The 26,219-nt window shown below is 56.9% G+C and carries 25 protein-coding genes and 1 pseudogene; 3 read left to right on the plus strand and 23 right to left on the minus strand.

The features are described 5' to 3' along the window. Positions 1–34: 34 nt before the first annotated feature. Genes NRB16_RS02040 through NRB16_RS02060 form a run of 5 tightly spaced genes read right to left on the minus strand, consistent with a single transcriptional unit; the run spans position 35 to position 4,640 of the window. On the minus strand, positions 35–1,555 hold the full coding sequence (locus NRB16_RS02040) for a conjugal transfer protein TraG N-terminal domain-containing protein (RefSeq protein WP_257105338.1): 1,521 nt from the start codon (positions 1,553–1,555) through the stop codon (positions 35–37). 9 nt (positions 1,556–1,564) lie between these two features. Beyond that, a complete protein-coding gene (locus NRB16_RS02045; RefSeq protein WP_253116105.1) occupies positions 1,565–1,900 on the minus strand; it encodes a hypothetical protein in 336 nt (111 codons plus the stop codon). Then, positions 1,897–3,270, minus strand: a complete 1,374-nt coding sequence (locus NRB16_RS02050; RefSeq protein WP_257105339.1) for an integrating conjugative element protein — start codon at positions 3,268–3,270, stop codon at positions 1,897–1,899. Before NRB16_RS02050 ends, NRB16_RS02045 begins: the two co-directional genes overlap by 4 nt. A 21-nt stretch (positions 3,271–3,291) precedes the next feature. Continuing rightward, a complete protein-coding gene (locus tag NRB16_RS02055; RefSeq protein WP_257105340.1) occupies positions 3,292–4,239 on the minus strand; it encodes a TIGR03756 family integrating conjugative element protein in 948 nt (315 codons plus the stop codon). After that, complete coding sequence (locus tag NRB16_RS02060) at positions 4,236–4,640, minus strand: TIGR03757 family integrating conjugative element protein (RefSeq protein WP_257105341.1); 405 nt, start codon at positions 4,638–4,640, stop codon at positions 4,236–4,238. The genes NRB16_RS02055 and NRB16_RS02060 overlap by 4 nt, the downstream gene beginning before the upstream one ends. 215 nt (positions 4,641–4,855) lie before the next feature. Here NRB16_RS02060 and NRB16_RS02065 point away from each other — a divergent pair, with 215 nt between their 5' ends. Further along, the gene (locus NRB16_RS02065) at positions 4,856–4,990 is read left to right on the plus strand and encodes a hypothetical protein (protein ID WP_257105342.1); all 135 of its coding nucleotides are present in this window, start codon (positions 4,856–4,858) and stop codon (positions 4,988–4,990) included. A gap of 215 nt (positions 4,991–5,205) precedes the next feature. On the opposite strand, the gene NRB16_RS02070 is transcribed toward NRB16_RS02065, so the two are convergent. The 11 genes from NRB16_RS02070 to NRB16_RS02120 form a co-directional block, all read right to left on the minus strand. Next, on the minus strand, positions 5,206–6,369 hold the full coding sequence (locus tag NRB16_RS02070; RefSeq protein ID WP_257105343.1) for a helix-turn-helix domain-containing protein: 1,164 nt from the start codon (positions 6,367–6,369) through the stop codon (positions 5,206–5,208). A 183-nt stretch (positions 6,370–6,552) separates the two neighbouring features. Continuing rightward, positions 6,553–9,339, minus strand: a complete 2,787-nt coding sequence (locus tag NRB16_RS02075; protein WP_257105344.1) for a conjugative transfer ATPase — start codon at positions 9,337–9,339, stop codon at positions 6,553–6,555. Continuing rightward, positions 9,340–9,753: a TIGR03751 family conjugal transfer lipoprotein gene (locus NRB16_RS02080; protein ID WP_253116069.1), complete on the minus strand. Its 414-nt coding sequence runs from the start codon at positions 9,751–9,753 to the stop codon at positions 9,340–9,342. Then, entirely contained in the window at positions 9,734–11,197 is a 1,464-nt protein-coding gene (locus tag NRB16_RS02085; protein WP_257105345.1) for a TIGR03752 family integrating conjugative element protein, read from the minus strand. The genes NRB16_RS02080 and NRB16_RS02085 overlap by 20 nt, the downstream gene beginning before the upstream one ends. After that, positions 11,187–12,038, minus strand: a complete 852-nt coding sequence (locus NRB16_RS02090; protein WP_257105346.1) for a TIGR03749 family integrating conjugative element protein — start codon at positions 12,036–12,038, stop codon at positions 11,187–11,189. The genes NRB16_RS02085 and NRB16_RS02090 overlap by 11 nt, the downstream gene beginning before the upstream one ends. Then, a complete protein-coding gene (locus NRB16_RS02095) occupies positions 12,035–12,727 on the minus strand; it encodes a PFL_4703 family integrating conjugative element protein (RefSeq protein WP_257105347.1) in 693 nt (230 codons plus the stop codon). Before NRB16_RS02095 ends, NRB16_RS02090 begins: the two co-directional genes overlap by 4 nt. Next, positions 12,724–13,125: a TIGR03750 family conjugal transfer protein gene (locus NRB16_RS02100; RefSeq protein ID WP_257105348.1), complete on the minus strand. Its 402-nt coding sequence runs from the start codon at positions 13,123–13,125 to the stop codon at positions 12,724–12,726. The genes NRB16_RS02095 and NRB16_RS02100 overlap by 4 nt, the downstream gene beginning before the upstream one ends. Positions 13,126–13,139: 14 nt before the next feature. Continuing rightward, positions 13,140–13,490 (minus strand): TIGR03745 family integrating conjugative element membrane protein, encoded by a 351-nt coding sequence (locus NRB16_RS02105; protein WP_257105349.1) that lies wholly within the window; start codon positions 13,488–13,490, stop codon positions 13,140–13,142. Positions 13,491–13,524: 34 nt separating this feature from the next. After that, positions 13,525–13,764 (minus strand): TIGR03758 family integrating conjugative element protein, encoded by a 240-nt coding sequence (locus NRB16_RS02110; protein WP_257105350.1) that lies wholly within the window; start codon positions 13,762–13,764, stop codon positions 13,525–13,527. Then, positions 13,761–14,150, minus strand: coding sequence for an RAQPRD family integrative conjugative element protein (locus NRB16_RS02115; protein WP_257105351.1), 390 nt, complete (start codon positions 14,148–14,150; stop codon positions 13,761–13,763). Before NRB16_RS02115 ends, NRB16_RS02110 begins: the two co-directional genes overlap by 4 nt. Positions 14,151–14,334: 184 nt before the next feature. Further along, complete coding sequence (locus NRB16_RS02120; protein WP_257105352.1) at positions 14,335–18,135, minus strand: SIR2 family protein; 3,801 nt, start codon at positions 18,133–18,135, stop codon at positions 14,335–14,337. 213 nt (positions 18,136–18,348) lie between these two features. Between NRB16_RS02120 and NRB16_RS02125 the strand changes: the two are divergent. Then, a pseudogene (locus NRB16_RS02125) lies at positions 18,349–19,032 on the plus strand (IS5 family transposase). A gap of 295 nt (positions 19,033–19,327) precedes the next feature. Here the strand turns inward: NRB16_RS02125 and NRB16_RS02130 are convergent. The 7 genes from NRB16_RS02130 to NRB16_RS02160 are packed head-to-tail and all read right to left on the minus strand — an operon-like array spanning position 19,328 to position 25,184. Beyond that, positions 19,328–20,083 carry a TIGR03747 family integrating conjugative element membrane protein gene (locus tag NRB16_RS02130; RefSeq protein ID WP_257105353.1) on the minus strand — a complete coding sequence of 252 codons (756 nt, stop codon included), beginning with the start codon at positions 20,081–20,083 and terminating at the stop codon, positions 19,328–19,330. Positions 20,084–20,088: 5 nt separating this feature from the next. Next, entirely contained in the window at positions 20,089–22,239 is a 2,151-nt protein-coding gene (traD, locus tag NRB16_RS02135; RefSeq protein WP_257105354.1) for a type IV conjugative transfer system coupling protein TraD, read from the minus strand. Then, positions 22,240–22,737 carry an integrating conjugative element protein gene (locus tag NRB16_RS02140; RefSeq protein ID WP_257105355.1) on the minus strand — a complete coding sequence of 166 codons (498 nt, stop codon included), beginning with the start codon at positions 22,735–22,737 and terminating at the stop codon, positions 22,240–22,242. It abuts the gene before it with no gap. A gap of 12 nt (positions 22,738–22,749) precedes the next feature. Further along, positions 22,750–23,307: a lytic transglycosylase domain-containing protein gene (locus tag NRB16_RS02145; RefSeq protein ID WP_257105356.1), complete on the minus strand. Its 558-nt coding sequence runs from the start codon at positions 23,305–23,307 to the stop codon at positions 22,750–22,752. After that, positions 23,292–24,011 (minus strand): TIGR03759 family integrating conjugative element protein, encoded by a 720-nt coding sequence (locus NRB16_RS02150; protein ID WP_257105357.1) that lies wholly within the window; start codon positions 24,009–24,011, stop codon positions 23,292–23,294. Before NRB16_RS02150 ends, NRB16_RS02145 begins: the two co-directional genes overlap by 16 nt. A 7-nt stretch (positions 24,012–24,018) precedes the next feature. Then, on the minus strand, positions 24,019–24,669 hold the full coding sequence (locus NRB16_RS02155; protein WP_257105358.1) for a hypothetical protein: 651 nt from the start codon (positions 24,667–24,669) through the stop codon (positions 24,019–24,021). Next, the gene (locus NRB16_RS02160) at positions 24,666–25,184 is read right to left on the minus strand and encodes a PilL N-terminal domain-containing protein (RefSeq protein ID WP_257105359.1); all 519 of its coding nucleotides are present in this window, start codon (positions 25,182–25,184) and stop codon (positions 24,666–24,668) included. Before NRB16_RS02160 ends, NRB16_RS02155 begins: the two co-directional genes overlap by 4 nt. A gap of 359 nt (positions 25,185–25,543) precedes the next feature. Between NRB16_RS02160 and NRB16_RS02165 the strand changes: the two genes are divergently transcribed. Then, positions 25,544–26,203 (plus strand): Abi family protein, encoded by a 660-nt coding sequence (locus NRB16_RS02165; protein ID WP_253116035.1) that lies wholly within the window; start codon positions 25,544–25,546, stop codon positions 26,201–26,203. Positions 26,204–26,219 lie beyond the last annotated feature (16 nt).

Consider the following 26,219-nt stretch of genomic DNA (forward strand, 5'->3'; position numbering starts at 1 on the left):
GTATTTTTGATGGTCGTCATCCGCTACTAAGACATTACTTTTTCATGGCTTTTTCACTGATTGATTTCATCACTCCGGCTCCCTTACTACCTTCTGATCGAGCGCCTTCTGTGCCTTGCATCAACCCTGCTAGTACCGGGCCTGTACTGATTCCAGCCCAACTTAACGCTCCAACCCAAAATACGGGCAAGACGATGAACATCGCGCCCATCACGTAATTCAGCAACATGTCCTGCTGGGTGTTGTTCATCCCCAGCAGCGGATTCAAGGTGCCGTGCGGTGAGCTTGCGCCATAAAGTGCGTTGAGAATCGTAGTGTCCAGCCAGCGTGCGAGCTGGAACCAGAAGTCCACGAAGATCAGCGCAAACTGGATAATCGAGACCGTCACTACTGATTTCAGATCGAAAGTACTGAGCATTAAAACCAGTGGAATGCAGATGATCAGGGTCATTTTCAGCAGAGCCATCACCATGGGGAGTGCCTGACGCACGACATCCATTCCCGGAAAATAAGCCAAGGATCCCGCCCCAAGACCGACCGTGCCCGCTGCCCGGCTCATATCATTAAACATCGACCCACCCACCTGACCCCCGTAATCGGTATACACCTGCCCCTGAGTCAACCGCTGCGCCCGGGGCGAGGATATCTCCCGAATCAGCGCATCACCCACTTCCTGCGGGCTCATGAACGTGGCCCAGCTAACGAAGCGCTCGGTCAGATCAGGTTTGATCTGCTCCAGCAGCCGCGCGCGTAATCCTTTGTTGGCATCCGACCACCACTGGTTGCAGGTGGGGTAGCCACCGCCGTTCTTGACCTGTGCCAGCCCGGCATCGCGTACCGGGTCGTATGGCCATTGCGCCCGTGGGCTGCGTGAGTAGTCGGTGTCGTAGTAGCCCGTCTGGTTGTGGAAGTAGCTGGAACCGATCCAGTTGATGTCGTTCATCAGTTTCGCGTCCAGTGGCGGGCGCTTCATGAACAGTCTGGCCCGGGAGTAGGCGTAGCAGTCGTTGGTGAAGTCGGCGACTTCCTGGGCGAGCAGCGGATTTTTGATCCTCGTGGTGCTGACTTCCATGCGCATCTGGCGCAGGTCGGTACCGCAGGGGATCGAGGCCACGGCTGCGCCGGTCACCGCTTTGGACAGGCCATGTACCAGGAACCACCACACCGGCACTTTGGCGCTCTGGTCGTTGAGGGTGGTGAAGGTCGTGCCCCAGCGCGTGTCTTGTGGCTGGGCAATCTGCACCTGGCATTGCTGCGCCCGTGTGTCGTCGAACTTCAGGGTGCTCAGGCTGAGGTTCATGATCGGCATGCCGGCGAACAGGATCACCGCCGAGGCCACGAACATGCGGTTCTCGATACGTGTGGTCGAGAGTATGCCCTTGTTGCCTTCGTCGGCGCCTTCACCGCGAGCCTTGAGCCATTCCTGCAGGATGATGGCGGCAAAGGGCAGGGCCAACAGGCCGGCGTCCATCATCACGTTCCACAGGCCGTTGTGGATCAGCCAGCCCACCAGGGTCAGGTAATATTCCAGATAGTCATTGGCGTAGAGTGTCATAGCAGCTTCCTAGCTCAGGTGCGGGAGGGCACGGGTGAATTCCATCAGCAGCACGGCGGCGGCCAGGGTCAGTTCGGCGCGGCGCAGTTGCGCAGAGGTGGTTGCCTCACGACGCAGAATCCGCGGCCGTGCCCAGAGCCAGCCCCAAACCAGCGCGGCATACAGCAGCACCCGCCAAGCGAAGAAGTACCAGTAGCTTTCATGCAGCCACTGTTCCCACTGCGCCAGGCCGCCCAGCAGGTGGATGCCAAACAGATTGATGAAGGTGGCGATGGCTAGAGTGCCAATAGACAGGCCGATGGCTCGCCAGAGGGTGGAGCGTTTGATGCGACTGAAGATCCTCACAGGTCACCTCGCTGCCCGGAGGCACTCTGTGCGTCATCCAGGCGATTAAGCTCGGTCTCGCCTTCGTAGATGCTGCGGGAGTTTTCCTTGCGCTCTTTATGGCGCGTGATGATTGCCATCGGTGAATTGCTCGCCAGGGTGCGGCGCAGTTCCACCTCGGTTTTGAGGTTGTCGATCTCCAGCTTCAGGCTCTGGGTCTCGCTGTTGATCGCCGATGTGGCCAGGTCGTTGGCCGAGACATTGGGTTCCTTGTTGCCGGCGAGCAGGGTGCGCTGCAACAGCAGGGCTTTTTCCAGCACGCTGGAGACCGCCACCTCGGAAGCCAGGCGCTGGACCAGCAATTCCTGATCGGGCTCGTCGCGCAGGGCGTTGATCACCGCACGGGTGATAGGCAGCGAATTACTGCTGGCTTCGGCCAGGTTCTCAGCGGTGAGTGGCTTGCTGCCCTGGATCAACTCCTTGAGCTGCTTGAGCTTGGCGTCGTACTCCTCCTGAATCAGCGGTGTCAGGCCCACGCCGGCCGTTGAAGTGGTCTTGGTGCAGGTTTCGCAGGTCTGTTGCTCTACTTCACCCAACACCCGGTTGGCGAACTGAGCGGCTTCTTCGGGGCTTTTCCAGGTGCTGCAGACCATACCGCCGTTGCAGGTACTGGTACTGATCGGTGCGTTGTCGGTAGGGCTGCGCTGGCTCAACAGGTTGTAGCCGGCCTTGGTCACTTCGCCGATAACCTTGATCGGCTGCTGGCCTTGGCCTCCGGCTTTAGTGCCGCCAATCCACGGCACGCCGGTATTACCCTTGTCGGCCTCTGCGGTCTTGGTGGCCGAGATGGCGTCCGGGCTCTGGCTGACCGCTTCCTTCAATGCCTGGCCACCGGCCAAAGCGCTCCAGCCGGTCTGGTTGCCACCAATGTCCATCATCTTCGCCGCCATGGCCTGGCAACTGGTCTTGGCCCGATCGAAGTCCAGACGCGCCTGCAGCACGCCATTGGTCAGCAGGTTGTACAAGGCCGGGTCGGCGCGCTGGATGATCAACGCCGGCAGCGAAGCCACAGCACCAGTGGCGCCCTGAATCACACTGCTCATGATGTTGTTGAAGCCGTCGGTGACCCCGTTCAACTGGTTCTGCAGAGTGGTCGACAGGTCCATCTTTCCGCACATCAGGTTGCTGTTCCAGCCAACCCCCACGCCCAGACTCTGCATGGTCCCGACGGTGCCCATCGATACTGCGTTGCCGCCGCCAATGCGGTACAGCACGTCATCGCCGATCACCGAACCGGCCGCTTCGACATTTATAGGGTCTGCCTGTGCCTGCACGGCATGCAGGCATAGCAGCAGGCTGGCGCAGCGCCAGAATGAAAGTGTTCTGCTCATATGAAACCTCTGGAAATAGGGTCAATAAACGCCAGTGCTGCCCAGGAAGGTCTGGCCTTCACGTTTGCAACAGCTGTAGGGACGCCACAGCGCCCAGGCGTAACCGCCGTCCTGGGACTGCATCCGCAAGCCAGGCATGACTTCTGGAAACACCGAGCAACTCGGGCTGGTAACCGGCGACAATTGCTGCCACTTGCCGGTGCGGATCTCGCCTTCGCGCAACTCACCGGCCGGCCAATACCCGGGCGAGCGCATCGCCAATAGCGGTTGATACACATGAACCTGACCCATACGCGTGACCACATCCCCGGCACGCTGTGCAGTCACCGCCGAAGCCTTGTAGTCATCCACCTGGTGCAGGAAACCGCTGCGCGGATACACGCTGCCCCACATCGTCGCGGTCAGCCGATTACCCACCTCACGCAGGCCCGGCGTCAGCGACTGGGGGAACACGCTCTCGGGAATGCCGTGCCGCCAGGCCAAGGTATCCAGTGTGCTGAGCATGCTCGGCACATAGGCTTTGCCGGCGCCGGCACACACGTAGCCCGAGCCGCTGGCAAACGAGCTGAACGCCTCACCGCCCGGATGGCCGATCACGTCGACGTTCTTGAACACCGCCATGTTGTTTTCATGCGCTTCGCTGTTGATACCAGCCCCACCGCTGTGCGCACCCGCAGTCGGCGCGCTGAGGCTGCGCACCTCCAGCCACGGGTTCTGGCCAGTAGCGGAATAGCTCGACACCACCGCATCCGGCACGTAGTGCCCGACCTTGGCCGAAGTTTTCACCTGGCAGCCGAAGTTGGTGCAGAACAGCCAGTAGCAAACACCGACGACCCGGTAGTCCATACACGTGGGCGACATCACTGTGGGCACGATGGTCGCCGTCGTCAGCGCCCAGGCAGGCGCAGAGGCAAAGAGCAGAAGGGGTAGGGCACGCTTTGCAAGGTGATGCAGGCTCTGCAGGCTCATGGCTGAGGCACCTGCTCGCGATGCCTGGCAATCAGAGCCAGCGCGCGTTGCACGTCGGGTTCGCCGTAGACGACGTATTTCTGATCGACCACAACGGCAGGGATCTTGGTGATGCCCAGGCTCCAGGCAGTGACAACTTCTTGGTGGGCTTGGGTGATCTTCGCAGTTAGCTCAGGGGTTAGGCGTTGCTGGGCTATGGTTTGGGCTTGGTGTGGGTCAGAAGGGAGGTTGGTTGAGAGGCTGGACTCCAGAGTTGAGGGTTGGTCGATAAGGATGATTTTTGAGTCTGGGGTTGGTTGGGTGGGATGGTTGCTGTCCGTGATGACGAGCGTATCGGCGTGAAGCGTGAGGCTGAGGAGCATCGATACGATGAAGGTGAGTGGGGAGCGCAAGATGGCCATGGGGCTGTGTCCGTGTTTGGGTGACGGATACAGTGGAGCGCGGGAGATGGGGTGGTTGCTGTAGGGAAACTGGTTTTGGGGGTGAGGGTATTTTTTCAGTGGCGCTGTCGGTTGGCTCGACGCTGGCTATGACGTGTTCGAGCGAAAAGAGGCGGATCTATGGCTATGTGCTACCTTTCTAAGGCTTCTCAACATTACCTATTATTGGAGTACTTATGTTTACTGATATCAAGCCAGGTCCGAAGCCCAAGCGGGAAGATGGCCAAGATGATCGCAGGCGGCGTGTAACTGAAGAAAATAAAAAGAAGCACCCGACGTTGCCTATTCATAAGCATAATCCGGGTGACTGATCACTGGCTGAAGGCCTCCCGCGATTGATCATACCGGGGGAGGGCTTTCTGCTTTTGTGCCATTTTCCGTGAACAGCCCGGCACGCGGGCATGTAAGCTCTTCAGGGGGGCGCTGCGAGTGGTCAAACGCCTATGCCGTAGACAAGATCGGTCCGGTCTTCGAAGCCGAAATTTTAAATGGCGTGCATGGCTGGCTAGACACGCTAAACAGTCTATCAGTAAGGCCAATCAACCTTGAGTTGGTTGTTCTTATCTTTCATTACTTCCAAGGTCAACGATTTATACGCTGACTTTATGGAGGTTGGAAGCGTCAAGTATACTGATCTAGACATTTCTGCTGCGAGATATTTTATCTGTATGCAGGTCATGCTTTCGGGCGGCATAACTAAAAAAATTTCTTCAGTCTGAAGTACCTCGCCCGCCCTGACTATATCTGCATCAAATACCGCTGAAAGCGTGTCTTTATTTTTTCCTAATTTGGCTTTCACTGCTGTAGGCTCAATATCACTCTCCGGGTGTGGAAAATCAGTCCATGCTCTGTGCAATGGTCTCGACCGGAGCCCTTCTCGGGTTGAAAATCGAAAATCGTCCGGACCTGCAGGGACACTGATTTCGACCCGAAGTGCTTGAACCGACTCCGAAGACAAGTTCTTAAGCTCAAGCCTGAAGCCGAAGGAAGCCATTTTTTCTCGAATAAACTGGGCTCTTTCCCAAACGTAGTCCTCATTAATTGGTTCCGTTACGCCCATCACATTCTTGTCCCACCAGGTAGTTTTTCCCAGTTTCGGATAATAGGATTTCCGCTCTAATAGGTATTGGGTATAGTCAATATTAATTGACTCCATTAGCTGGCCCGTCAGGTCAATTGGAATAACGCTTATTTTAGGAGGTTCGGTTGATCTAAGCTCCAGATCTTCGAGGCCCATGCGCGCTATTTCATCTAGGCTAGCCGTATCATTAGAAGAGCCGCGGCGGATATAAACTTGGTGTGGTAGCAAACCAGCGAAATTTTTTTTGGTATGGAACGGTCTGTTCTGCGCCTCAATGGTGTAGAGACCTAGGGTTTTGTGAGCGTAATTTACGGTTCGGTACGAGAAACTAATAGGTCGATTGACGTTGTTGACCAAGAATTGCTGCATATCCGCATCACCTTGGTCACCGTGTGGTCCTATGCCTACTATTTCTCGGGTGCCGTCTTTAACTCCGACAAGAATATACACAGGGGTAGTTTTGCGAGTATTTGCGAAGGCGAGGAAATCTTTAAGGATGTTAGCTTTTTCACGCAGGTTTGCGCCTCGAAGAGAATATTCGTATTTGTAGTCAACTACGGTGCCTTCCCCTATTTCTAGAAGGTGCGAAATCAGGGCTTCGTCATTCATAGATAAAACTCAAGTGCAGGAATTGGATTCTTCAACATGTACTTCGCTTCTGGAGAAAGGAGCGGCAGTGTCTTCTCATTATGGATCCAGATCGCTTTCAGCACTAGATGAGTAGGTCTACCAAATCCATTTGCACGTTTAAAATGTTTGCGCTTCCGCTCCCTTTTTTCCCCAAGCAGAAACCTACATACCCCTACCCATATCCAACCGCCGCGCAATCTCAATCGCCGCATCCAGCTCCCCAACCCCCAGCTCATTCATCACTCTGAACCGCTCGGCCTTTTCCTCTGGCTCAGTCATGGCCATCGCCAGATACAGGCTCGGCGGCACGGCCCGAAACAGCACTTCAACCGATTTGGACAAAATCACACCCTCGGTAAACTTCCCCGATTCCTTGCGCGCTGACAGCATCAGCTTTTTCTGCGATTCATTTAGCTCACGAAACCGCGCGATCTTCTCGACTTCGTCCGGTGGCATGTTCAGGCAGATCCACCATTCGATCATGTTCAGCATCGGTTCGGCCGCTTTGGGCAGGTCGTCGACGTTTTGGGTGGCGAGCCAGAACCAGGCGCCGAGTTTTCGCCACATTTTGGTGATCTTGACCACGTAGGGCGACAGCAGCGGGTTTTTGGTGATGATGTGGCCTTCGTCGGTGACATTGATGATCGGCCGGCCGAGCATCTGGTCGCGCTCGGCGATGTTGTTCACGGTGTTGATCAGCGAGATGTAGGCGATCGACAACTGGGCGTTGTAGCCCTCACGGGCGTAGGTGGCCAGGTCGACGATGGTGATGTCGACCTCTGGCCAAGGGCTGCCGGCGCGGTTGAACAGGTCGCCGTCGGCGCCCTGGCAGAACATGTCCATGGCATCGGCCATTTCCAGCAGGCGGGTGCGTCTTGGCTCCGGCAAGGTCGAGTCCTGGCCCATGTCGCGCAGTGCGTTGCGAATGTCTTCGGTCAGGACAAGGCGCTGTTGCGTCACGCAGGTTTGGGCCGCGTTGAGGATGCACTGGCGGATCAGGCTGCGATCGGCGCGGGTCATGCGGGCGTCTTCTTTTTCTTCGCCGCCGGTGATCATCAGGCGGGCGGTGATCTCCAGTTCGCCCAGTACGTCGCGTTCGTCCTCGTCGTTGCCCGGTTCGGTATCGGGGTCATCCAACTCGTCAGTGTCCAGGGTCTTGACCTTGCCGGGCGTTTCGATCAGCCGGCAGGCGTCCGCGAAGGGCGCCAGGCTGACGCCGGACCCGGGGGCCAATTTGACGCGGTTGACGGTCAGGCCGTGGCGTTTGGCGAACTCGGCGAACAGGCCAAAGCTGTTGCCGGCCTCGACGATGAACAGGCGCGGCCGGTAGATGGCGGTGACCTGGTTGAGGATATTGTTGAGGGTGGCGGACTTGCCGGAGCCGGTCGGGCCGAACAGGAACAGGTGGGCGTTCATCTGCCGATCGAGGCGGTTGAGCGGGTCGATGGTGATCGGGCCACCGCCACGGTTGAAGAAGGTGATGCCTGGGTGGCCGGTGCCTTGGCTGCGGCCCCAGACCGGGGCCAGGTTGGCGACATGCTGGGTGAACATCAACTGGGTGTACCAGTCCGCATTGCGCGCGCCGGGGTTGTACACACAGGGCAGCCAGCGCAGGTAGCTGTTCAGCGGCGCAACTTCATGGTCGTCACGCACCGGCTGCAGGCCGGCGTTGAGCATCACGTTGGTCAGGTGCAGGGTTCGGCTGTCCAGTTGCGTGAGGTCGTCGCCACGCAGGTAGAACGCCAGGCTGGTGCGGTACAGCTTGTGGGCGCTGCCGATCAGCGCGCGGGCGCCTTGTACCGCCTCGCGGGTTTGTTCGGAATCCACGGTGTCGCCGACGGACTTCTTGGCCAACAGGTTGAGGTGCGATTCCAGCATGTCTTGCGGGGTGATGACCATGGTCAGGCACATCACGGTGTCTTCGGGCATCTGGTCGAACAGCGCGTTGATGGCGTCACTGCCTTTCTGGGTTTCTCCGGTCAGGTGGCCGGTTCCGGGTGCGCTGCGCAGGCGGTCCAGGGTGATGACGCGATGCGGCTTGTTATCGAACGTCCACACGCCGTTTTCGATGTCTGAGCGGGGCTGGTTGAAGAACAGCCGTTGGGAAAAGTCAGTGCCGCTGGCCAGTTCGAACTCCTCGGCGTCGGCCGGTTCTGGGTAGCGGGTCGCCTGGTAGAAGCGCGTGCGGTCTTCTGCGCTCGGGCCGAGCAGGTCGGGGTGCGGGTTGAACCAGCGCAGCAGCCAGTCGTGGATCTGGCCGCCGTCCATGCGTTGCGTGCGCACGCCGGCATGGGTCAGTGCCCCGGTCAGGCGATCACATACCAGATTGAGCATCTGTTCGGCACTCTGACCCTTGTGGCCTTGAGTGCCTTTGCTGTGGCGGTACAGAACCATGCGCACCCGGCGTGATTGCCCGCGCCAGGGCAGGCGGGTCACGGTCTTGTCTTCGAACAGGCCGCCGGGTTTGGAGATGGCCTGCAGGTGGCGGGCGAACATCTCCTGGTAGGTGCGGGTGAAGTCTGAGTCTTGGGCGCGAGGCTGTACGTAGCTGGCCAGTTGCTGGAGATAGTGATCCCAACTGATTTCGTCCTGGGCGTAGAACTGCACGATCCACGGCTGGTTCTCCAGCTCTTCAAAACTGTCCTGCAGGGCGTTTTCCACGGTATCGCGCACTGTGCGCAGCCACTCGGGCTGGCGGCCTTCGGTGCCGATCTGGCTCAGTTCAAAGAACGCGGCCACTGATTCACCGTCCTGCAGCAGCATGCACTGTGATTCGGGCAGGTATTCCACCCACGGCAGCAGGTCGACGAAGCTGGGTGCTGCATCGTACAGCGCGTGCTCGTCGGCGCTGGTGGCCGGTTTGCTGTGGGGGCCGGGCTGGCCGATGCCGAGTTCGGCGAGTTTGTTCAGGTATCGTTGCCAGACGTTGGGTTGTTCAGGCTGGGTCATTCAATAGTCCTCGATCCGTTCGCCGGGCATGGCGTACTGCACGCGTTGGTAGAAGGGGAATACGGTGCTGTAACCCGGTATCGGCGCGGGGTCTTTGCCGGTCAGGTGAGGAAATACGTATAGAACCAGGTCGGGATTGGGCAGGCGTTTGAACTGGCTGTAGATCTCGTTCTGGGCGGTGCGGGTGTAGCTCGCCAGTTGGGTGTCGGTGTCGTGCAACGGGCGGCGCAGTTGTTGCCGGGCGTCCATCAGCAGCCGGCTGGATGAGCTGCTGTCTGAAACCGTGGCGCCATTCCAGTGATCGAGCATGGTTCCTGTACCGGGCGGCATCAGTTCATCCTTGTCGGTGCTGCAGCCTGTCAGCAGTGCCATAAGCAGCCACAGGCAGACGGATTTAGTCGAGGGCAGATGCATGGCGGCCTCCTGAGGTGTATTTCACTTTGCGCCCGTCGGGCTCGTAGTCCACTTCCAGTTGCCGGTCCAGGTGCACGGCAACGTGTGCGCCGGGTTGCACATAGATGGCTGCGAAGGCCTGGCCATAGAGTTTGTTGACCCAGTCGCCGATGTCTTTCACGCCACCGGAAAGGATGGTGCTCAGTGCCGATGTGCCCGGGCTGCCGGCAGTGACTGAGGTGCCGTTGGCGGACGTGGTGGTGGTTTGCTCGGCCTCCAGCAGCTTGGCCACGCCAGCACCGGCAGCGGTGATCAGGCTCTTGCTGCCCAGGTACTGCTGAGCGTTGGAACGCCGTAGCCCGGCGATGCAGGGAATGCCATTGGGGTCGCTGATCCAGCCGATCCCGCCCTGAATCCTGTCCATCTGTGACGCGCTTTGGCCGCTATTGCTTTGGCGATTGGTTACCGGCTGTGGTTGCGGCACGGTACGGATCCGGCCGTCAGTGAAGACGAAGGTCATGCTCTGTACCTGGCCGCGCACGCAAGACAAGGTCCAGTCGCCGGCAGCGCTTCCGCTGATCACCGCGCCGGCGACGTCGGGCAGGTCGATGCCGTTGGCGGTCAGATTGTCAGGGCCGATCAGGATCTTGAACGGGAAGGGGTCATTGACCGTGCCGTCGACCGGCACCCGACCGATCAGTGCGGTCATGGCCACCGAACCCATCAGGGTCGAGTTCTCCGGTAAGGTGTAAACCGGTCTGGCGGCTGGTTTTTCGCCGTCGGTCTTCATGTTGCGGCCCATCGCGCCAGACACCGCTTTAAGTTCGCGTTGCCCTGCGTCGATTCGCTCGGTGAAGGCCGAGGGAAAGTTAAAGCCGGCGGCCGGTTTGCCCGAGCCGGCCGGCACGGGCTTGCCTTGCGCGTCGACCGCGGTGCCGTCCTGCGGGTCAACCCAGATCAGCGTTTCCTGCTCGAAAGCCTCGTTATCGCCCGGTTGCAGGCCCAGGCCGATGGGCAGGTCGGGTGTCTGCGAAAGCGCTCGGGTGTCGAACTGTTGCTTGAGTTGTTCCAGCAGGTTCAGGGTGTTTTGCTTTTCTTCCTGAAACGTCTGCCGATCGGTTTTGAGCTGCTCCTTTTCACCCTCCAGTGCCTGGCGGATACGTTTGTCGACATCGCTTTCGCGCAGTCTCAGGCGTTCATTCTCTTCCTTCTGGACTTCGTTGTCGGCCAGCAGTGATTTGAGCTCTTCACGCATGGATTTGGTCTGGCCCACCAAGGTGGCGACGGTGTCCAGTGGCGTGTCGCCCTCAATGCCGAGGCGTTTGAGTTCGGCCGGCGACAGGTTACGGTCGTTGCCTTGCTCGTTACCCTCGGATGAGTCGCTGGAGCAGGAGCGCAGCATGACTACCAGCAACACGGCAAACAGCGGCAGCACCAGCCATTTGATCAGGCCATTACTTTTCATGGGCACGCTCTCGCGGGTTGGGCAGGTTGGACGTTGCGTCGATCGGGCTCATGGCCGGCAGCAGCGCTTGGGCCAGGTCGTGACCACGGGTGATCAGGTACAGCGCCGTGCTGTCGGCCGCAGTGCCCTGAACATCCAGGCTGCGGTGCTGGAAGGTGGCGGCGATAAAGTCACCCTGCAGCAGGCGTGGATCCAGTTGCAGTGCGCTGCTCGAGCGGTTCTGCAGGCGCACGGCGGTCACCTGAAAGTCGTCCAGTTGCCAGGCACCGAGCACCGAGGCCTGCACAGGTAGGGTCGGCAGCAGGCTATGCAGGCTCAGATGCCGGTCGACACGAGCCTGGGTGACGCCGTACAGAGGTTCAACCGTGCGTAAAGGCGCGTAGAGGTTTTGTGCGGCGTAGCGGGTCAGGACCACCGGGACAGGCGTTTGCGCGGGCCTTTGCTCTTGAGTGTCTCCCGGTTGAGTGGCGTCAGGTTCAACAGGCGCGGCCTTGACGATCTTCAGCGGTTCGAGGGCCGGGGTGTCGCTGGGAACTTCTGTCGCCGCGATATCCAGCAGGATGATTTCACCGTTGCTTACATCTTGCAGTTGCAGGCGTGTCGGCTCGATCAGGCCGTTGGCCCGCAGGTAAAGAGCGCCGCTATTGCTCTGCACACGCAGCTGGTTTTTCAGCGAGCGAGGCATGCCGACCCGCACGTTGCGATCAACGAAAATGATACGCTCCTGGCCGACCTGCAGCAGGACGGCAATGGGCAAGCGCTGCCACTGAACGATCTCCAGCGCCTTGGCATTCAGGGACAACAGGCAGAGCAGAGGCAGCGCGGCCAATAACGACTTCATGGTTGTTCTCCTTCGGCATCGACATCGGTTTCCAGGTCAGTGGCGATGCTGCGGGTCGGCGTTGCCGGCGCAATCCGCTGCGGCTTGCCGCTGTAGCAGTTCAGCGCCAGACCAAACGGGTTGCGTTCAGGGTCGACGTCCAGGCGCACCACATGCAGGGGATAACGCACCAGGGCACGCTTGACCTTCTCGGAGCCGAAGTACTCATCGGCGGTCAGGTCCAGATTGACGATCCAGGCATCGCGACCCAAGGTCTTGACCCGAAACCCAGGGTCATCGCCGTAGCCGCGTTCAGGGATTTCGTAAACGCCACGGGTGCGCTTGCGCAGCTCTCCGCCCAAGCGGCGTTGTTCGAATTCTGCCTGCAGCAGTGTCTGGCATTTGGGGGTGAGGTAAGCACGAAGCTGCTGCAGGTTGCGCGCGTAGTCTTCCTCGCCGTTAGTGGGCCAGCGATTGAGCTGTTGAAAGATGTAGAAGCCGAAGGTGTAGACCGTTTCGGGAGGGATCTCCCACCACTTGCGGGTACTGCCGGAGCGCAGGTCTGGCGGCACATGCACCGTCAGATCCCGCGGGGCCGACCACCAGCCCAGACCCAGCGCGCCGGCCAGCACGAACAACATGCCGAGCACCACACGCAATGACTTCACATGCGCCTCAAGGCGCGAGACCTCATTCTTGAAGCGGCTCATGGGCAGTTACTCCTGCGGGTTGTCCAGCGGCCACTGCGGGTAATAAGCTCGGCACCGCCGGTCCAGGCGGTCAGCACCGGCCAGTGCCGGCTGATGTGCCACTGCAATTGTCGATACAGCCAGGTTTGCGGCCGGCCACGCTTGAGGCGGCGCAACAGCTTGCCGCCCAGGGCAAGACCGAGGGCGATGCAGGCGAAGATCACCGTGGGGATCATCGCCAGGCTCTGGGTCAGTACGGCAATGCCGCTGCCCAGCGCAATCCCGGCCAGCAGCGATAAACCCACCGACAGCCACATTTCGTCAGCCGTCAGACCCAGCACGATCACCGGCTGGCGGTTGAGACGGTTGGGCAGGAAACGCAAGGTGCCGTCAGGCAGCACCTCGGAAATATCAGTCATGCTCGTCACCCGCCTCAGAGAATTCCGCCGGCCTTGGTCAGCAGCCAGATAATGATCACCAGCAGCACACCGCCGACGGTGACCGTCAAGCCGAACTGGCCCCAGGTTTTCTTGCCGGTCTGTACTTCCGAGTAAGTGCCGTACGCGTGATACGCCACGCCACAAAACGCCGCGACGGCAATCACCAGCCCCACCAGCGAGGCATAGTCGTAGATATAGTTCTTAAAGGTCTCGATCATGTTGGCGCCTTCGCCACGCGAGGGCGCATCCATATCCGGCAGGCCCGCCCGGGCCAGGGACGACACCAGCGCCAGGCAGAACAGCCAGGCGCGAGTGAGGTGATGAGACAGTTTGAGTACAGTCATGAAAGGCCTCCAAAGCCCGAGAACGAATCGAAAATCAGCGCAACAGGAAGTAGCTGAGCACCGAGAAAAACAGCATCAACTTCAGCCCGAGCAGCGCGAGCTGCTCAAAATCCAGCCCACCCTTGCTCCAGCCGCGAAAGCCACTGCCCAGCGCCCAGGCGGCGAAGATCAACGCCAGAACCAGAGCTGCCCCCACGAACAGCAACGTGCTGTCCTGCGGCAGAAAACCGCCGCCGGCTTGAAAGGCGCTGGTCTGTGCCGGGGTCATGTTCATGGGGCAGGGGACTGCACGCGGGTGTAATGGCCCGTCAGCTCAGGCGGCGTACGGGGCTGAGCGCGGATAGGTGTCTGGTAGGCCTTGATGCCTTGGCGAATGAGATCGAGCTCAGCGATGAGGCGCGGATAGTCGAAGGTGTAGCGGGCATCGTCTGGTACGGGCAGAGCTTCGCTGCTGCGCGCCAGACGCTCGATGGCGTCGAGCTGACGCAGGATCAGATGCAAGTTGGTGGGCTCTGAGGCGGGAGAGTCGGCCTGGGTGGTTGCGCCGCAGAGGAGTATGGCTATGGCCAGGGTGATGGGGAGCCAGTGCGGGTTGCTGGACTGCGGATTTTTGAGGGTCTCGTAGTACATGAAGATGTCCTGACGGTAAAGGCAGGACATGGTGGGTTTTGGAAAGAGCTCAGTCAGCCGAAAAACTGGTTCTGGGTGAGAGGCGTTTTTCGGTGTCAGGGGCAGGGTTAGATAACCGTGCCCCTCATGCTGAAGGGCGACATCATTTGATGTCGTATAAAGTAATCGCCGTCAGTTTTAAGTAGAGTTTGTGAGAAATGTGCAGTGTTACTTTTTAAAGTATATGTGCATATCTGATTTCTGGTAGTGGGTCGCTGGTGTTCTGTGATTCCCAGTAGCGCACTCCTTCAAGTTCGATATCTGGGAAGGTCTTTTTGATTGCGGCTGCCAAATGGAATGAGTTGTATCTCAGGGTGGGAATGTCTTCGTCCGAAATGCTAAATCCAATTGTTTTTTTGTTGTAGGATAGCTCGTCTTTTAGTTTTTCAAGACCTGAATTTATAATTTCAAGATCTTCTACTGTTATCCAATTTGGTTGCTTTCTCGTAATATGGGCTAACGTTATAAGTGACCAAGAAAGATTTATGGTTCTGATGGTGATTAAAGAAATAGTTAGTGAGAGGATTATAAAATGGGGGCGAGGGTTTTTAGATGGGTCGCTATTGTTTGCCCAGTAGGTAATTGCTGAGTACGATCTTCTGGAGTCTATGTCGTCGTTGCACAAAGAGTGCTCAATAATTTCTCGCTGTAGGGATGTTGGTTCAGTAGCTGTTTTGGATTTTAATGCCGTGGTTATACGGGTTTTCCAAAAGTTGGCCCCTATTTTTTTTCCTTCTGTAATTAGGACATTTATCCAGCTTTCATGGCGCTTGAGACTGTCCGAGCCCTCTGTCTTTATTTTGATGCTGGCTAATATTGAGTCAATCAATGAAAGTCTGTATCTAAGGTTCGTCAATATATGTGGGTGTGTTGATATGTCTCTTGAGATTACCTCCCATTCTTCATCGAACCAAGTACTGATCAAGTTTAGGCCTGTTTCATTATCTTCATTGTCCCAGTCACAGAGTTCTAGGGAGTAAAGCCAGTTCTCGAGCAGGCCATTTCCCGCGCTGCTTTGCAGGCTTGATTTCGGAATTGTGGAGTTTTCATTGGTAGACGGTGAGACACGAAATCTACCGAGTTTCTTTTGTAGGATCCATTGAACAAATTTTTGTTTGTCTGATTCGCTGTTTAACCATTTTAATGTGCTCCACGGGTGGTGGTTAGGTATTACAGGCCAAGATTCAAATGAGCTAAAGTATTTTGAAATTTTTTTATCATGGCTTGGTGTTAAGATTTTCCATGATTTAAGAAAGAATAAAGCTTTCATAAGATCTTCAATTTGATCGTGATGCTCTACATTTGATAGGTTGAGCGATGTGAGCTCTCTTATTATGATGTCTATTTTGATGGATAAAGCCTTAGATCTCTTAGGTGCAGGGCTGTATTCAGAAATGTTGTTGAACTTGTGTAGCTCGCTTCCGCTGTGTCTTCTACGCTTTAGTTGTTCGTTTGGTTTGAATGGTATATGTAATAGTGTGGGGATTAGTTCGGTTCTGGATTCCAGTTCCAGCGACTCAAAACAGCGGACAATCGCGGTGGAGAGGATTTCCCAAGATTTAAAGTCGCCTGGTATTGATGGAAGGTGGTAGAGTGATATTAGTCGATTAATGAGAGTGTTGACTGTGCACTGATCGTTGATTCGTATTGCTAAGCGGGAGAGTAACTCAAGATTATAGCTTATAGATCTCTCTGGTTCGTTATGACTTGTTGGGTTTGTCATGAGGCGCTCAATAAAGCTCATTGAACGCTCGCACATTTCTTGTGCAAGCTCTGTGTCGATTTGAGCAACTTGAAATCGTGAGAGCCATCCTGTTTCGTGCTTTAGCTTGTTTGGATTTCGCTCGGAGGTTAACTCGGTGCTCAAGGTTCTGCCGATTACAGAAAGCACTCTTTTAATGGAGTCGTTATATTGGATCCACCACGCCGCTTGTGCATATGAGCTTAAGTCAAATGTCATGTTGGATATTCTAGGTGAGAGACCAGCTTTGTCTGCTGCGTTCAACCAAGCGAAAGCTGACGCTATTTTGTCATCAAAATCGCGAGAGTAGCCAAGATGGTTGGTTGTTGCGTAGGTGCCTACTTCAAACTTTGCTGTTTGCGTCTTATCTTTGAATGACTCTGGAGTTTCAGCATTTAAGTTGGCAGTGAGTTGGTGTATTTCACGTTTCACATCGTAACCTTTAATTGCAAGGTCAGACAGCCTTCGGGAAGCACTTTCGGCTTGTTCGAGGTCGTTGGAAGCGTTGTCTTTTATATTTTTCTTATTGACCCAGCTATTGCTCCATGTAATTTTCTTTTGAAGTCGCTCAATAATTAAACAACCCCATGCTTCTTGAGATATATAGCGCATTGTGCTGGGTTGTATTTTCTGGTTGGCTCTCAACTGCTCAAGTCCTTTGAGCGAAAGTGACAGGCCTGACTCTGCTTGTCCCATTTCGGCAAGAAGAGCACCTTTTCTAATCCACATATAATGTTCTGAAGATATAATATCCCAAGATCTGGTGAGGTTTTCTGCGATGTCTCTATCTCCTTCGTATATGGAGAAAAGGATTGTTTCATATGAGATTTCGTCTCGGATTCTCACATCTTTCGGTAGTGTGCTTTTCAGCGCTTGCTCCACGGATCTGAAGTCGGCTTTGTGGAGTCCTTGTCTAGCCCATCGAAGTAGTGCAAGACCAAGCGTGCGCCATCTTTCTTTAAACTCAAGTTTGGAGTAAACGCCAAGTCGCTCAACTTGTGTTTTCTCTTGATCCCACCGATTGTCTGAGATGTGCTTTGTTCGTTCTAAAAGATTTATTCCGATTTTGGCTATGTCATCGTTAAGGCTTTGCAGTCGTATTTCTTCAAGCCAAGAATATTCCGATAATAGTGTGGTTCCTAGTAGAGGGGTGGATTTCTCTAGACTGTCGAGCAGCTCTTTGTCGTATAGTTTTTCTATGGTTCTTTTTGAGCCTGAGCTTATTTTGTTTCTGACCGAGGCCGGAGTAATCATCCAGTCTGGAGATTGTCTATGCTTTTGAGAGATGACTTCAAATTTTCTAACAATACTCTCTATCTTGCCTTCCAGTGTTTCTTCATCTTGTTCTCCTGAGTTAACGCTGAACCCATTAGCCCATTCTGATTCCTTGTCAACTTCTGGTTTGGATAGAATCTGTAGTAAGGCTGAGTATCTAGCGCTATAATCTCGACTGTCTATGTTTTCTGGTAGGGGAAGTAGAACAGGGGTTATTTGTCTTGATTCTAATATTTTGCGCTGCCCTAGGGCTGGCGGTGTAGTGAGGAATAGATAAATTGGTAGGGCATGCCTATCTAGCATGTCTCTGACCCATCCTATCCAATTTAAAAAATTCGGATCATCTCCGGAGAAGCCAATCAAACAGAAAACATTCTCAAGTAAAGATTGTCTGACGAGGTTTATAAAGGCCGCTGAGTGTTCAGGGTACTTTCGATAATCATCTTCAGTGAAGATGAATGGTCTCTGAGAGGGGAATGAACCATGTAATTTGACGATTCGTCGTCGGCTTAATATTTTTGATTGTGGGATGTCTTCTTGGCACATGACGCTATAGTGAGCATGCTGGACTACGCTTTCGGCAGCTCTTTCGAGTAGCGTGTCATAGTTGGTTGTGAATATTTCGGTCCAGTTGAGCTCTAGCAATTTATTGTGTAAGGGACCTGGTCGAACACGTTCGTCAGGGATGAGTCTTTTTAGTAAGTCTTCAAGGGCAGGCTTCGAAAATACACGAGCGTACTGCTCCCCCAGCTGTGTAACAGTGCTCGATGAAAAGTCTGTCAAACTGGCACTCTGGGGATGTAGCTCACTCCAGAGTGCCTTTGCCACGTCTGGCCAAGTAGCTAATTGATCTCCGTTCTCTGCGTTTCTGCTGAAGCCGGAGCCTATCATCACTGCTGCATTTCCGTTGGATAATGCTTTTTTAATTGCGCTATAGTGAACTTCGTTCTCAGACTGCATGATGTATTCCTAGTCAATGTCTGCGATACCGCTGTGGCGCAGTTTAATTATTTTATGAGCCGAGAATCAAGTGTTTGTCTAGGAGTTTGGGGGGCGTAGTGGTTGATCTGTGCTTTTCTAATTTTTTAATATATGGTTTTAGTGCTTTAAGGATCCTCTGAAAAACACTTCCAGATTTGGCGAAATGACTGACCACCACCGTCGAGCCGCCTGATGAAGCAGATGACCTTCGCCGATGCCGAATACGCCGGCAAGCGCAGGCAAACCCGCAAGGATCGCTTCCTGATCGAGATGGATCAGGTCGTACCGTGGACTGCTGTTGCGTCAAGGTACGGTGGTAGATGCGACCATCATTCACGCACCGAGCTCGACCAAGAACAAGAACGGCAAGCGTGATCCCGAAATGCACCAGACGAAGAAAGGCAACATGTACTTCTTCGGCATGAAAGCGCACATCGGCGTTGACGCTGAATCCGGGCTGGTGCACAAACTTGTGGGAACCGCCGCGAATATTGCGGACGTGACTCAGGTTGATCAGTTGCTGTATGGCGATGAAACTTACGTGTGTGAGGATGCGGGTTACACCGGCATGGAGAGGCGTCCCAAGCATCAGGATCGCCAGATGATCTGGTCTATTGCCGCTCGGCCGAGCAGTTACAAGAAGCTCGGAAAGAAGAGTGTGATCGGTCGGGTACGATGCAAGATCGGATACGCGAACGCCCAGGTACGCGCCAAGGTTGAAGACTCGTTTCGCGTAATCGAACGCCAGTTAGGTTGCGCGAAAGCGCGATGCCGTGGCCTGCCGAAGAACATGCACAACAAGCCACACTCTTTACCCTTTCGAACTTCTGGGGGGCTCGAAAGCGGTTACTGACGATGAGAGAGGCGCGTCTTTAATGCGGGAAAACGCCTCGAAAAGGCTTCCTTTGAAGGTAAAACGATGAATTAACGGCGAGAAATTTTCGATTATCGAATCGAATGAGCATTTTTTCAGCCTCAAGCCAAGAGGGCGTCAGATATCGACGCCTACTTTAGACCTTCATTAACTGTTTTAGACCTGTAAATGTCGGTCGGGGGCAGGAAAGCTCTGAGAAAATACTTGGGTCGTAATTCTGCGTTCATGCAACAGAGTGCATTTCCTGGTGCTTTCCATTACGTAGACACGCTTCTCTCGACGTTGATTAGACCTTCCCTAAAGATACTTCTTAAAACTCCCAACCGTAACGCTAACCATCACCCCCAACGCCGCAGCACAGGGCATCAATACCAGCACCGGGCTGATGCTCACCGGTAACGCCAGATACAAAACCCAAGGCACCACTGCCAGCGGCACGATCATCATCTTCGCGCGATGGTAGATAAACCCTGACTCCCGCCCGGCACCGAAGCGGCGCAGGTCGCGCCGTACCAGGCCGTCTACGACGCCGGTAAACGCGGCCATCAGGAACAGCGGCAGGCTCAAGATGAGGATCAGCAGGCGGGCCAGGAAGGTCAGCACTGTGTACACCGCCGCGAGACCAAAGTCCTCGACGTGCACATACAGGATGCCGAGATAGCGGTGGATGCCTTCTGCCTGGCTGCCGTTGATTCTGGATTGCGCGGCTGAGTAGTTGATCCATTCGATCAAACCGCTCTTCTCGAAGGCCCAGCCATATGCGCTGTCAATCAGCGCTTTGGCTGCTCGGCCAGGGTTATCCATCAGCAGGCTCTGTACGTAGCCTTTGGCGATCCAGCGCAGTTCGTGGTTGAGCATGTCGCGTGCGTGGTGCCAGCCTTGTTCGCGCCAGTAGAAGTACAGGCCAACCCACTCGATCAGGATGCTGACGACCAGTGAGCTCAACAGCAGCCCTATGAAGGCGAACGGGGCGGACAGGATGCGCAGGATCGGGCCTTTCTCGCGTACCTGTTGTTGCTGGGTACGGGCGTTTTGCGTGGCGTTATTGCTCATGGCGGTCAGTCAGTCTCCGGTGGCGTTTCGTCCAGCAGGTCGGCAGGCAGTTGGTCGGGCAGGGTGCGGCTGGCGGTGCTGGTCCACCATTGGCCGCCGCCGTCGATGTAGCTCTTGCGCATCTGTTGCGCGAGGGCCTGCAGGTTTTCGGGCATGACTTCATCGGGATCGGGTGCCGGCAGTGGCATGCGAACTTTCCAGAGGTTGCCACCCTCGATCAGCGCGAAGGCCTGGCCCTTGGGCAGGCTGACGATGTGTGCGGGTTCGATCAGTGGCACGCTGGTGGAGCTGACCCGGTCTTGGGTGTTGCTGGTGAAGTCGGTAGTGCCGGAGGGATCGGAGCTGTCAGTGGCGCCGCTTACCAAGGTGGTGGCGTAGACGTCGACCTTGGGTAGTTGCTTGGTCAGCAACTCGGCGGTGGCGGTCTCGCGCACCCGCAGCATGAACAGGTTGTTGAAGTTACCGACCACTTGCCCGGCCTTGGCACGGTTGCCGATTCGCGCTTCGATGTCGCTGATGGTCTGGGTGTAGGCGCTGACCTGAATGCCGGCACCGCCGCCTTTGTTGATCATCGGAATGAATTCATCGCCCATCAGTTCGTTGAATTCGTCGGCATGCAGGTTGATCGGAATCTTCTGTTCGCTGTTGGCACCGGGCAGCCCATCGTCGATGCCGAACTTGTAAATGTGGCCGGCCACCGAGACCAGGTCGGAGAACATCGAGTTGCCGACAGCCGCTGCGACTTCGGCATCTGACAAGGCATCCAGCCCCACGTAGACGATCGCGCGTTTGCGGATGATCTGCATCCAGTCAAAGATCGGCCGAGGGTCGTTGAGGTCGCTGTAGTTGGGCGAGATCAGCTCGGCCATGCGGCCGGTGGTGAGCTTTTCCAGCAGCGGCAGCAGGGAGGCGACGATCTTGTCGAAGTAGGTTTTGTCGTAGCGTACCGCCGAGCGCAGCCCGTCCATGACCGGATCGGCGACCCGGGTTTGTGACAGGTACTGGTCGATGGCGATGACGCGCTTCTGGCGGCCCTTCATGTTGAACGGAATGTTCTTGTCATTGAGCCCGCCCTCGATCTGCACGATGACCTCCCAGGCCTTGCTGTCGTGCCGGGCGAAGTAGTGACCGCTGTACTCGATAAACAGCGCATCAATGTTGATGACGTGGGTCTGAATCTTCATGTAGTCCGGGCGGATGCCCAGCTCGACCAGCGCCCGGGCAATGATGTTGACGAAGCGCCAGGCGAACTCGCGAAACGCTGCGCTGTTACCTTCACCCGAGAGCTGGCCGGAGATCCGGCTGGCGACTTCCGAGATGCGTCCGAAGCGGCCGACGGCGTTGTAGCGCGACGAGATGTCGGGCCAGCCCAGGTGGAAGATGTAGAACTCACCCTCGCGGCCGGCACGCTTGGCTTCGACGTACATGCGCTTGAGCAGGTCGGCGTCACCTTTGGGGTCGAAGACGATCACCGGTTCGAACTCATTCACGCCATTGATGCACTTCACCCGTCGTATGTCCTGAGTAATGAACAGCTCGGCCAAGCGGGTCTTGCCGACCCGTGTGGTGCCGAGGATCAGGCTGTGGCCAACCCGTTCACCCAGTGGCAGTGAGACTTCCACTTCGTCGGGTTCCACGCCATGGATGCGTGGTGCGCCACCCACGGGTGGTAGCGGGCGTACCGGATTTAGCGAGCTGTCCCAGGCCGTTGCTTTGCTGAGCAGCTTGAGCGTGGCCGGTGCATGTTCCAGGCGCTGCTCCAGACGCCTGGCAGCCTGGAACCACGGGGTAGGTTCGACATAGCAGCGAAACTCCGGGCGATAGGTCTGCATCAGGCGCTGGGTGTGGCGTTGCTCCCAGCGAAACCCTTGGCCAATGAACAGCCTCTGGTTGCTGACGGGCACGTTCTTGCTGGTCATCACATAGCGCGGCAGGCGGCGGATGTTGCGCCGATACCGGATGACACGCATGGCCTGGCGCAGCCGTACCCAACCAAAGCCCAGAAAGAACAGTGCGGCAGCCAGGCCGAACAGCGGCGACAGGGCCAGTGCCCACGGCGCGAAGACCGCCAGCCAGGCGCCGATTGCGCAGACGCACACGGTGTACAACTCCACGGGCGGACGAAGCAGGGCTTCGATGACGTGATCCTGAGCCATTTACTGCTCCAGCCCTGTGGCAGTGATCAGTACCGGGTAATGCTCCAGCCCGATCATCTCGGCCAGTTGGTCGCCGGAGACGGGTGCCAGGTGCAAACCATCGGCTAACTGACGCAGTGCTTGCAAGGCCGCCTGTTGTTCGACATTGACCACCAGCCCGACAGCATTCAATTGCCGGAGTACATCGGTGCGCTGGACAAGCCAGGTTCGCGACAGCGGGTCGTCGCCAATCAGGAATAGTGGCTGCAGGCCTGGGGCTTGCAGAGTGCGGCTGGTCACCGGGCCGGGTGTGAGCCTGGGCGACCTCACCGGCAGCATGTCTGCTTCACCGTAAGGCTTTATCGGGATTGGCGGCAAGCTGGCCAAGGGTGATTGGGCTTTGCCGGGCAGCAGGTTCAATGCATGGTAGTAAGGCTGGGCAGAGACGCCGCCCAGGTCCTCGACCACGATCAGTTCGGCGTGTGCGCTGAGGGTGATGCTCAGTGTCAGTACAGTCATGAGGGCTCTCACTTACAGATCTCCCTGGGCATAGCGGGTGCCCCTGATGCGTTTCAGATGGCGGGCAAAGCTTTCCCGGTAACGCTGGGCAGGCCGGCCACCGGCAGGTCGGTGATAGCGGCCGGCGGCCTCGATCCAGTTGGCGGATTTGGGTTTGTGCTCAGCGAGAATTTGCGCGGCGATGGACAGGTTCAGGTAGGGATCCAGCGCATCGCAGGGGTGTGCGAGCCGCTGCTGCTGCCAGCCGATGTTGAGTTGTCCCAGCCCGGCATCGACCCGTTTGGCTCCCACCTCGGCGATGGCCTGCTGCAGGGCACTGCAGGCCGCTGCGCGGGTGGGGTAGCGGTAGGCGACAGTGGCCACGTTCAATGTCCAGGGCCACGGGATCAGCCTGCCGCGCAGGGCGGTGCCGCTCTCCTGCACGGCCAGGGCGTAGAGCACATCCGAAGGGACGGAGGCGGCATATGCCGCAACGTGATAGGCCGGGGGCGGGATTTCTTGCGCCCGGCCTGGCGTAGTCAGCAAGGCCAGGAGCAATGCCAGAGCTTGCGCCGTCATTGACGCACCCATTTGCCGTTGTGCTGGCGCAGCACGGCAGGGAAGTCGCCCTGACCGTCCAGCCTTACCCAGCGGCCTTGATCATGGTTCAAGGTGATTTGCCGGCTACGGACTTTCACCGGGTCGATGGCTGACTTGCGTGCCCAGGTACGGATCCGATCATCGTTTCCGTGGCTGTCGATCAGGTAGATGTCGAAAGGTTGATGGGTGCCTTGCATGCGTTTGATCAGTTCATCGCAGGCCTTGCAGTCCAGGGTCACGAACACGGCTGCCCGGTTGTTGGCAGTGACCGGAGAAACCTGTGCGGCGGTGCCAATCAGATTGACCGGCAGAATGTCCGGGTACAGCCGTTTGTAGGCTTGGTCATAGGCGTTCTGGTAGGCCAGCAGCTTGGTGACTCTGGCGGTTTCCATTTGCACCTGCAGCTCGGCATAGCGGGTACGTTCCGCGTCGTCTCTGGCCTCGATGCCCAGCGCCGAAAGTGGGTCCAGATGCGGCGACTGCAGGCCCAGCGGGCCTTGCATCAGATCCTTGAAGCGTGCCCATTCGGTTTCATCCAGCCCCCAACGAGCGGCGCTTTCAAGGCTGGACTGTTTGACTTGGCTGGTTTGGGCCTCGGTCGTGTCCGTTGCCGTGAGGGCCGTCTCCGGTGCGGCATGTACCGTGTGGGGGAGCAGGGCAATCAGGGTCAGTTGGCAGAAAAAGAGGATTCGCATGGGGGCCTCAACGAATGTCTATGGACTGGCGAATGCCGTCGGGTTGGATGAAATGCGCCTTGCCCGCTTCAAGCGCTGTCAGTTGCCAGCCTTCGCGGGCATCACCCTGGCGCAGCAGCACAACCTCATTGAGTGAGCTGTTGTGATGGGCTGCCACAGCAAGGAAGGCTTCGGAACCGCGCAGTTCGAAGCCAATCACGGCAAACGGCGGTTTGACGGGCTGCGCCTGTCTGGCGACTGGTTTGCGCACGACGGGGTGGGGCGGCTGGGCCTGGCGCGCTTCAAGGACTTTCTGCAACTGGGCGATCTGGCCCTTGATCTGTTCTGCCTCAGCCGCCAAAGCAACCAGTTCTTGCTCCAGTTGCAGACGGGCTTGTTCGGTGGCGGATTGGTTGGCCAGGGTTTCGATTTTCTGGCGCAGCTCTGTTTGATCGGCCTGGTAGCGGGACAGAGTGATCAGATTGGAGCTGATCAGTTTTTCCAGCTCAGTGCGCAGTTCACCTTGCTGGTCCGCCAACGTTTCGAAACTGGCAAGCGTCGGGGCCGATTCCGAACCAGTGCTCAGCGTCCTGAGCTTCACAGCCAGCACGACCATCGAGCAACTGAGGATGAACAGAATGGCAACGTGGAGAGTGGAAATTCCCGGTTTGAATTTCATTGCTGGGCACCTGCCGCAGCCGCTTGATGCTCTGGCCGCACGCTGAAGCACACTTGCCGATCCAGCTCATCCACGTCCAGTTGCCAGGCCTTGCCGGCAAGCAGTTTCAGCGCTTCGCGTAACGGGATCGGCCCCAGTCGGTAATGTGCGGCAGGCAGAGGCAAGGCAAACAACCTGGCCGTTGCGTCCGCCGCCGGGCACAACTGATAACCGGAGCGGCGCAAGGTATAGGTCAGCGCGTCCTGGACCGTGGGCGCCAGGTGATCGGGTATGCGGATATCCACGATCTGGCGCAGCAGATCCTGTTGGTCGGATCTTGGCGCAGTGCTCGCCAGGGTGTATCGGTCAGAGCGGATGAAGTAAGGCCGCAGTCCTTGGTTGTGTATTGAGGCTGAAGGGTAGGCAACGGGCTTTGCCGGTTCTTGAGGTGTCGTGTTGCAGCCGGCCAGCAGCAGGCAGACGGCTAATGAGGCTACCGGGCGGTTTGCCGCGAGTGGTGCGGTGATCGAGGGCATGCGCAGATTCTCCACAGGGATGTGGGGAAACCTTGGCAAAGTCGGGACGATGAAACCGCTGGAAAACAGGTCTGGGGGGTGAGCCTTTTACAGGCTCTGCAAGATGATGTGTAGGACGCGCCTGAGACTGTTGTAGGGATCGTCTAAAGATTGGCGGATAGAGACAGCGGCAGGTTGAGGCTGGCTATGATCGGGGCCGCCTCTCGACAGGGTTCACCTGACCGGAAATGAAAAAGGCCCATCTAATGATGGGCCTTACATGTGTCCCCGGGGGGAGGCCGAAGCCAGCAAATTCCCAGAGCAATCGAGGCAATTCTATTGCTCAGTCACCGGCCAGGTCAAGGAGTCGCCAGTTGCTCATGAGTGTCGATGATGCCAAAGCCGTCGAGCTGGCTCTGTCCAGAGACCGGCTCAGCACTTATCTCGGAATGCCCAAGGCGCGCAGCACCGAGCAGGCCATCCGGTTGTATGTCTGGAATGCCCAGGTTTCAGGTGCATTGATGCTGGCGCAGCAAGTCTGTGAAGTTGTGGTACGCAATGCCGTTTCCGATGCTCTGTCTGCCGTGTATGGCAACGCTTGGCCATGGGCTGCGGGGTTCGAGCGCAGCCTTCCCGGCAGTACCTCGGGTTTCAGTTTGAAGAATGAGCTATGTGCTGCCCGGAGCAAGGCTACGCCAGGCCGAACCAGTACCGTGGTTGCGGAGTTGAAGTTTGCCTTCTGGATTCGTCTGTTCGCACATCGTTTTGAGAGCCGGGTATGGGCCAGTCAAATCCATCGGATGTTTCCCGGTCTGCCTCAAGGCATGTCAGTCACGCAATGCAGAGAAACGCTCTACAACGAACTGGAAAGCGTACGCAGCATCCGTAACCGGATCGCTCACCACGAGCCGATCTTCGCCCGCAACCTGTTGGCCGACTACGAACGGATGCACAGGCTCGTAGCCTGGCGCTGTCCGCGAACGGCCGCTTGGCTTGAGAACATCGAGGCGGTCAGGCACACGGTGCTCAGCAGGCCATAGAAATGAAAAAGGGGGC

Source organism: Pseudomonas sp. LJDD11, assembly GCF_024584215.1.
Taxonomy (GTDB): Bacteria; Pseudomonadota; Gammaproteobacteria; order Pseudomonadales; family Pseudomonadaceae; genus Aquipseudomonas.

Excerpts from the sequence above, each read along its gene's own strand:
- NRB16_RS02040 (WP_257105338.1), bottom strand. The coding sequence starts at position 1,555 with ATGACACTCTACGCCAATGACTATCTGGAATATTACCTGACCCTGGTG.
- NRB16_RS02050 (WP_257105339.1), bottom strand. The coding sequence starts at position 3,270 with ATGAGCAGAACACTTTCATTCTGGCGCTGCGCCAGCCTGCTGCTATGC.
- NRB16_RS02055 (WP_257105340.1), bottom strand. The coding sequence starts at position 4,239 with ATGAGCCTGCAGAGCCTGCATCACCTTGCAAAGCGTGCCCTACCCCTT.
- NRB16_RS02060 (WP_257105341.1), bottom strand. The coding sequence starts at position 4,640 with ATGGCCATCTTGCGCTCCCCACTCACCTTCATCGTATCGATGCTCCTC.
- NRB16_RS02065 (WP_257105342.1), top strand. The coding sequence starts at position 4,856 with ATGTTTACTGATATCAAGCCAGGTCCGAAGCCCAAGCGGGAAGATGGC.
- NRB16_RS02070 (WP_257105343.1), bottom strand. The coding sequence starts at position 6,369 with ATGAATGACGAAGCCCTGATTTCGCACCTTCTAGAAATAGGGGAAGGC.
- NRB16_RS02075 (WP_257105344.1), bottom strand. The coding sequence starts at position 9,339 with ATGACCCAGCCTGAACAACCCAACGTCTGGCAACGATACCTGAACAAA.
- NRB16_RS02080 (WP_253116069.1), bottom strand. The coding sequence starts at position 9,753 with ATGCATCTGCCCTCGACTAAATCCGTCTGCCTGTGGCTGCTTATGGCA.
- NRB16_RS02085 (WP_257105345.1), bottom strand. The coding sequence starts at position 11,197 with ATGAAAAGTAATGGCCTGATCAAATGGCTGGTGCTGCCGCTGTTTGCC.
- NRB16_RS02090 (WP_257105346.1), bottom strand. The coding sequence starts at position 12,038 with ATGAAGTCGTTATTGGCCGCGCTGCCTCTGCTCTGCCTGTTGTCCCTG.
- NRB16_RS02095 (WP_257105347.1), bottom strand. The coding sequence starts at position 12,727 with ATGAGCCGCTTCAAGAATGAGGTCTCGCGCCTTGAGGCGCATGTGAAG.
- NRB16_RS02100 (WP_257105348.1), bottom strand. The coding sequence starts at position 13,125 with ATGACTGATATTTCCGAGGTGCTGCCTGACGGCACCTTGCGTTTCCTG.
- NRB16_RS02105 (WP_257105349.1), bottom strand. The coding sequence starts at position 13,490 with ATGACTGTACTCAAACTGTCTCATCACCTCACTCGCGCCTGGCTGTTC.
- NRB16_RS02110 (WP_257105350.1), bottom strand. The coding sequence starts at position 13,764 with ATGAACATGACCCCGGCACAGACCAGCGCCTTTCAAGCCGGCGGCGGT.
- NRB16_RS02115 (WP_257105351.1), bottom strand. The coding sequence starts at position 14,150 with ATGTCCTGCCTTTACCGTCAGGACATCTTCATGTACTACGAGACCCTC.
- NRB16_RS02120 (WP_257105352.1), bottom strand. The coding sequence starts at position 18,135 with ATGCAGTCTGAGAACGAAGTTCACTATAGCGCAATTAAAAAAGCATTA.
- NRB16_RS02130 (WP_257105353.1), bottom strand. The coding sequence starts at position 20,083 with ATGAGCAATAACGCCACGCAAAACGCCCGTACCCAGCAACAACAGGTA.
- traD (WP_257105354.1), bottom strand. The coding sequence starts at position 22,239 with ATGGCTCAGGATCACGTCATCGAAGCCCTGCTTCGTCCGCCCGTGGAG.
- NRB16_RS02140 (WP_257105355.1), bottom strand. The coding sequence starts at position 22,737 with ATGACTGTACTGACACTGAGCATCACCCTCAGCGCACACGCCGAACTG.
- NRB16_RS02145 (WP_257105356.1), bottom strand. The coding sequence starts at position 23,307 with ATGGGTGCGTCAATGACGGCGCAAGCTCTGGCATTGCTCCTGGCCTTG.
- NRB16_RS02150 (WP_257105357.1), bottom strand. The coding sequence starts at position 24,011 with ATGCGAATCCTCTTTTTCTGCCAACTGACCCTGATTGCCCTGCTCCCC.
- NRB16_RS02155 (WP_257105358.1), bottom strand. The coding sequence starts at position 24,669 with ATGAAATTCAAACCGGGAATTTCCACTCTCCACGTTGCCATTCTGTTC.
- NRB16_RS02160 (WP_257105359.1), bottom strand. The coding sequence starts at position 25,184 with ATGCCCTCGATCACCGCACCACTCGCGGCAAACCGCCCGGTAGCCTCA.
- NRB16_RS02165 (WP_253116035.1), top strand. The coding sequence starts at position 25,544 with ATGAGTGTCGATGATGCCAAAGCCGTCGAGCTGGCTCTGTCCAGAGAC.